The following is a 6,286-nucleotide window of genomic DNA, read 5'->3' as shown; positions in this document are numbered from 1 at the left end:
CACAACGACCTTCTGTGACATTACGCCGCGGTAGAATTCGTACGGCGTCGCGCCGGCGTTGCTCCAGACGATGCCGCTGTCGAAGGATCCGTCAGTGTAGCCGGACACGACCTGGGACCAGTCCGGGGAGTTGACCTCGACTTTCACGCCAAGTTTTTCCATGTTTTTAGAGATGATCTGGCCGACGGAAAGCCAGTCCGAAGATGCCGATCCTACAGAGAACTTAAACTGGAACGGTTTGCCGTCCTTGAGGGTGCGWATGCCGTCAGTTCCCTTCTTGTAGCCGGCGTCATCGAGCATCTGGTTGGCTTTGTCGACATTCAGCTTGGTCCAGTCGCAATTCTCAACGATGCCCTGGTCGCGCCAGCTGGCGTAGGTGTCGCTGAGGCCGGTGCAGTCGGCCGGATGCGTGTAGCCTGACATGCCCAGGCTGTCGACCTGGTCGCGGTCCACGGCCATGCTGAGTGCTTTGCGGACGACCGGATCGTTAAAGGGAGCCTTCGTGGTGTTCAGCTGCCAGTTGATCGTGCCACCGGTGGTGGGGTACCAGAAGTGGCGGTGTGCCGGATCCTTGTCGATATAGGTTTTCTGGATGTTGGGGATGAACTGGTCGCTCCAGTCCACGTCGCCGTTCTGCAGGGCGAGGTTGGCCCCGGAGTTGCCGGCGAAGGCCAGCATTCTGATGCCGGTGAGCTGCTGCTTTTCCGGCTGCCAGTAGTTGGGGTTCTTATCCAGTTCAAATGACTGTGTCTGGAAATGGGAGACCTGTGTGTAGGGGCCGGTGCCCACCGGGTTGTCGTTGGTGGCTTTTGCCGGGTCCGCGATCTTGGACCAGACATGCTTAGGGGCGATGACCTGCTGGCCGACTTCGTAAAGTCCGGGGGAGTAGGCCTTGTTGAAATCGAAGCGCACTGTGTGGGCATCTACGGCCGAGACTTTGGCCAGATAGTCGAGTCCTCCCTGGATCTTCTTCTGGAGGTCAAAGGTGTACACGACATCGTCGGCGGTCAGTGGCTGTCCGTCTGACCACTTAACGCCGTCGCGGAGCGTGAAGGTCACGCCCTTGCCGTCTTCGTCTGCTTTCCACGRAGCCCCGAGCCAGGGGACCGGTTCCCCCTTGACAGGGTTGACGATCAGCAGGGGTTCGAAGACCGACTGCTGCGTCATCGGCAGTGCGTTCGGGGAGAACGGATTGAAGTTGCTGGTGAACGTTGCGGTGTCTTCCCGGGGGATTGTCAGGAGCCCGTTGGAGGCGCTCCCACCCTTTGCTGTGCTTCCAGATGTGTTTCCGGCGCCGCAGCCGGTGAGGGCCAGGGCGCCGATCGCCAGTGTGGCCGCAACAACGGTCAGTGACCTTTTGGGGTGGATTTTGGGCATGAGGGAGCTCGTTTCGTCAGTGAAATGGAGTGGGGAGGTTAGCGGGGAATGGAAGTCAGGACGCCGCGACCGGCAGGCGCACAGATGTACGCTCCACCAGAGGGCACTCGACAATGCGTTGGAGCGGGGCCAGATCACGGTTCGCTGCCAGTTTGGCCAGCATCGCGACGCCGGTTGCCCCCATTTGCTGGAACGGCAGTGCAACTGTCGTCAGGCTGGGCCGCAAATAGTTGGCGATGACTTCCTGGTTGTCGAAGCCAACCACGGAGATATCGTCACCAATACGGAGCCCTCGTTCTTTGATGGCGTCGTAAGCGCCCATGGCCATGCGGTCAGTGGCGCAAAAGATCGCGGTAGGTGGCCGGCTGCCATCCAGGAGGGCGACTGCCGCGCGGTAGCCCTGGTCTGCCTCGCCGTCTTCGTTGATCACCAAGCTCTCATCCAGGCCGATGCCTGCCTGTTCAAGTGCTCGGACATAACCAGCCCGGCGGCCGATGGCGGCCGGAATGACGGGATCAAGGTTGATGAGCCCTATCCGGTCATGTCCGGCCCCGATAAGCCTCATCGTGGCAACATAGCCACCCTGAGCCTCATCCGGAATGACGGAATGCAGTTTTGTTGCTTCGTCAAAGCAGTGAACCAAGACCGTCGGCACCTCCTCCGCAACAGCAGGCAACCGCACACCCCTATGCCAGCTTGTGGCGTAGATCAGACCCTCGACACGGTGCTCGAGCATCGTCTCGATGGCCCGCCGGTCGGCGTCACTGCTGCCGTCGGTGCTGGCTATAAGAAGCGTCTTACCCTCCCGCGCGGCCTGTTCCTCGGCGCCGCGGACAATGTTGGCGGCATAAGGAGCGATCACGATTTCCGTGATCAGCCCGTAGAGCTTGGTCTGCTTGGAAGCCAACGCGCGGGCTCCCGCATTCGGGCGGTAGCCCAGTTCGCTCACAGCCTGGTGGACGCGGTCACGGGTTTCTTCTGGAATTCCGTTCCCCGTTCCACCATTAAGGACAAAGGAAACAGTCGTCCGGGAAACTCCGACATGGTTCGCGACATCCTGCATCGTCACTTTGGCCTGCCGTGGGTTCGTCTCCATTGACCGTCCGATGTCTAGTAATAGGGGTGAATATTGGATGAGAGTCTAGCCGCACCTACTGATGCGCGTTACTAACGCGCGTTAGTGGATGTGAGATAGAACATATCCCGCATTGGGTTGGGGTGTCAAGGAGCGTATGAACGGCCGACTTGTAACGCGTCAGCCTGGAGTGGCTGCAGATAACCGCACCGTGATMGCGCCCGCGAGCCGGCGGGGCGATCCGGCCGCCTGGCTCTGGAACGGGGCTGGAGGGAGGTCTTTGCAGCTCATCCCACGCGCCAGCTTGAGGTAACGTCGATTATCGTAACGATTGGCAAGGGAATTTGGCCGGGCGTGCGGCGTCGTGCGCAGGAACGGCGAAGCAGCCAGCGCCGCGGTTAGCGGGACTCAGTCATCGCCCCAAGCAGTCCGCTCATTCTGATCGTATGTGCGAATGCCGCCGTTTCAGCGGTCCGACGTTTAGCTTGGCGCCGCCCGAGGGAAAGGGACGACGATGTTCACCCTGCAGATTAGCTATCTGGTCCGGGAAAACGAGGCTTTCAAGAAAATCTTCGACCCGCAGCCCGCGCAGCCTCGGGCCCCCGGTCTGTTCGCTTGTTCGGGGTACCGAGGACCAGAACAGCGTGGCCGTGCTCCTTGACTTCGACACCAAGGACGCCGCGACGGTCTTTATGGAAAAGCTGCGCAGCCAGGTGTGGAACAAACCCGTGGTGATCGGGCAGCTGATGATGGCAGCGCCGACAGCCAGGATTCTGGAGGAGGTGGCCCGCGAGGAACAGGGCGCGGGCTGACCGCTGAGAATCCGGTGGTCCAGGCTGGGATGAGTTAGACGCAGCTTCATGCCGTCCCAGGAAGACGGCGGGACATCCCGCCGTCGTCCGATTCCACGGCCTCATTCCGCGCCCCGTCCGCTCTTGGGGGTCTTGAACTATATGCGGACAAGGGAAAGGACCGGGCTGCATAACAGGCGCAAGGAAGGCGGATCTCTGAATGGCTCGAATGCCCCAAGCCACGGTGGAAGTGAGTGACGCAGTGGTCCAGCGCCTCGTCCGGGACCAGCGGCCCGACCTCGGCGATTTTCCTTTAGCGCGGGTTGCGAACGGCTGGGACAACGCGACCTTCCGGCTCGGTGACGATCTGGCCGTCCGGCTGCCGCGCAGGGCGGAGGCCGTTCCGCTGATACTGCATGAGCAGCGCTACCTTCCCGACATAGCTCGCCGCTCCCCGGTTGCGGTTCCTGTCCCCGTCCATGCCGGCAGGCCGACGTCGGACTTTCCATGGCCGTGGAGCATCGTACGGTGGGTCCCCGGAGCCGCTGCGGCCGACGTCGGGCCGGCAGGCCGCGGGCCGGCAGGCCGCGGGCCGGCGGCTAAGGGCCTGGCCGATTTCCTGCTGTCCCTTCACGTGCCCGCCGAAACGGGAGTCCCGGTCAACCCTTTCCGAGGCGTGCCGCTGACGGACCGTGACGCTGTGCTGGTGGAACGGCTCGGGGACCACGAACGCTACCCGCAGGCGGCAGCGCTGAAAGCAGTGTGGGCGCAGGCCTGTGCCGCCAAAGCCTGGGATGGTCCGGCGATGATGCTCCACGGGGACCTCCACCCTGGCAACATCCTGCTGGCGGACGACGGCTCCCTGGCCGGCGTCATCGATTTCGGCGACGTCGGGGCAGGGGACCCGGCTGTCGATCTTGCGGTGGGGTGGCTGATGTTCGACGCCGGCACCCGCCACCGCTTCATGGGCGCCTTCGGCTCCGCAGTAGATGGAGACACCAGGATGAGGGCCCGCGGTTGGGCCCTCATCCTGTCCACCGCCATGCTGAGCAACTCCGACGATAATCCTCGGCTGTTCAGCGTAGGAAAGTTCGGGATCAGGCAGATCCTGGATGACGGGCTTCGCCTGCAACTCTGACGCCAGCGTTAAATGTCAGTGGCGCCTCATATGCTGGGAGTGTGGAAGGCAAAGAGGCCTCCCTTGCCAGGTTGTCTGCATTTGCCGGTCGCGGAGCCGGGAACGCGGCCTCGACTGGCGCCGACCCTCTTCGGGACGAAGCGGACGCGTGCCTGGACGGTATGGCTGAGGTCGCCAGCATGGAAGCCAGGCTGGCCGCTCTGAAAGTGCACTTCGCCGCCGGATATGCCCGCGCTGCCGTCGCCATGGCGGGCCCAGCCGTTTCCCCGCAGGAGCGCACCGCCCAGGAAATGGCCGTGACAGCAGAGGTGGCCTGTGTCCTGACCGTGAGTGAAAGATCGGCGGCGGCGCTCCTGGCAGAGTCGGCCACCCTGACCACTAAGTTGCCCCTGACGCTGTCTGCGCTGCAAGCAGGGAGCATTTCATGGCAACACGCGCGGGTGATGTGTGATGAAACGTCCGGTCTGGACCTCGCCGCGGCGGCTGCTTTGGAGGCTCATTTCCTGGACCCCGAAGCTCCCTTTGCCGCGCGTGGCTGCCCCGCGGGGGAGCTGGTGCCGGGCAGGTTCCGGGCCAAGGCGCGCAGATGGCGTGAGCTGCACCATCCCGTAAGCATCGAAGCCCGCCACCGCAAGGGTGTGGAGGACCGTCGGCTGGAATATGTGCCGGACCGGGACGGCATGGCCTGGCTCTCGGCCTATCTGACTGCGGATGTGGCGGTGGCTGCATGGTCCCGTGCCACGGAAGCGGCCCGTGCCCTGCAGGAGCCGAATGAATCCCGAACCCTGACCCAGCTCCGTGCGGACGTCGCCGCCGACTGGCTGCTGGCGGGGGTGGCGGAAGGAACTCCGTCACCCAAGGCGCAGGTCCTGGTGACCGTGCCGGTGCTGTCTCTTTTGGGCGCCGAGTCGGAACCGGCCACGCTGGACGGGTATGGTCCCGTTCCGCCGAGCATGGCCCGCCGGCTTGTAGGGGATGGCGCCGGATCGTTCCTGCGTGTGCTGACCGATCCGCGCAATGGAGCGCCGCTGGAGATCGGACGGACCAGCTACCGGGTTCCGAAGGCGATGCGCCAATGGTTGCGGCTTCGGGATGGCCGGTGCCCTTTTCCCGGCTGCAGTAACCATTCCCTGGATAACGAAGCGGATCATCTGTTGGCTTGGTCCGAGGGAGGCGGCACCGACATCACCAACCTTGGCCAGCCATGCCGGCGGCACCACCGACTCAGACACACCACAGCGTGGAGGCCGGTTGACGCGACCCGGGACCATCCACCCGGCTGGATCTCACCTGCGGGACGCTCCTACCCAAGCGAGCAACAAGACTGGGAACCGCCACACTGGCCGCAGCACCTCGGCCACGCGGGTGAAGGCCGGGAGTTGGAACCGCCCGGCTGGCCGGACGTATTTGCCGGCGGCGTCGGACCCGGAGAGACCGTCGGACCCGGAGAGACCGGGCCGCCATTACCGGTGGATCCCTTTCCTGACTGGGCACTGTTCATCGCGGCGTAGGATCGGCGCTCCATGTTCCCCTCCCGGTCCAATGAAAGGTTCGAAGGATATGCCGGCTATTGGCCTGCACCCCTGCCTCCGACGCGACCCTGAGCCGTGACCCTGAAGGGCCGGATCGGCCAGGACCAGCGCGATTCAGGCCACTGTCCCCATGCCCATCACGGTCCGGGTCAATCTCGACTCACCGGACGGGTTCGTCGGGTCTGCTTGCTGCGGCGATCATGCGACGCATGACGCCGAGTGGACGGGGAAGAAGGCCTTGATGAAAGTTTCTTCATGACCGTTTCATCCCTGCCTCATTGTTGTCGTTCACGCTGGACACACGAATGGCTTGCGCCGGAAGAGCCTGCGTATGGGGAAGAGGGGGCATGGTGGACGGAGCATGGCTGTCTAC

At 63.5% G+C, this 6,286-nt stretch carries 5 protein-coding genes; 3 read left to right on the top strand and 2 right to left on the bottom strand.

Annotation, left to right across the window (positions count from 1 at the left end; genetic code table 11):
- Positions 1–1,377 (bottom strand): ABC transporter substrate-binding protein (locus tag AC1D1W_RS19340; protein WP_476944545.1); only part of this gene is annotated, 1,377 nt, incomplete at its 3' end.
- A gap of 55 nt (positions 1,378–1,432) precedes the next feature.
- Positions 1,433–2,473, bottom strand: a complete 1,041-nt coding sequence (locus tag AC1D1W_RS19335; protein ID WP_243180757.1) for a LacI family DNA-binding transcriptional regulator — start codon at positions 2,471–2,473, stop codon at positions 1,433–1,435.
- Positions 2,474–3,096: 623 nt separating this feature from the next.
- Between AC1D1W_RS19335 and AC1D1W_RS19330 the strand changes: the two genes are divergently transcribed.
- The 3 genes from AC1D1W_RS19330 (at position 3,097) to AC1D1W_RS19320 (ending at position 5,892) form a co-directional block, all read left to right on the top strand.
- Positions 3,097–3,264 carry a hypothetical protein gene (locus tag AC1D1W_RS19330; protein WP_476944544.1) on the top strand — a complete coding sequence of 56 codons (168 nt, stop codon included), beginning with the start codon at positions 3,097–3,099 and terminating at the stop codon, positions 3,262–3,264.
- Positions 3,265–3,463: 199 nt separating this feature from the next.
- Positions 3,464–4,381, top strand: coding sequence for an aminoglycoside phosphotransferase family protein (locus AC1D1W_RS19325; RefSeq protein ID WP_476944543.1), 918 nt, complete (start codon positions 3,464–3,466; stop codon positions 4,379–4,381).
- 41 nt (positions 4,382–4,422) lie between these two features.
- Positions 4,423–5,892 (top strand): HNH endonuclease signature motif containing protein, encoded by a 1,470-nt coding sequence (locus tag AC1D1W_RS19320; RefSeq protein WP_476944542.1) that lies wholly within the window; start codon positions 4,423–4,425, stop codon positions 5,890–5,892.
- Positions 5,893–6,286 lie beyond the last annotated feature (394 nt).

It is taken from the genome of Arthrobacter sp. P1_B4, from assembly GCF_056406555.1.
The sequence above is the reverse complement of the archived record's forward strand: the minus strand, read 5'-3'. Positions and strand labels throughout refer to the sequence as shown.

Bases quoted from the DNA above. Each gene is read 5' to 3' on its own strand.
- AC1D1W_RS19325 (WP_476944543.1), top strand. From the start codon at position 3,464: ATGGCTCGAATGCCCCAAGCCACGGTGGAAGTGAGTGACGCAGTGGTC.
- AC1D1W_RS19335 (WP_243180757.1), bottom strand. From the start codon at position 2,473: ATGGAGACGAACCCACGGCAGGCCAAAGTGACGATGCAGGATGTCGCG.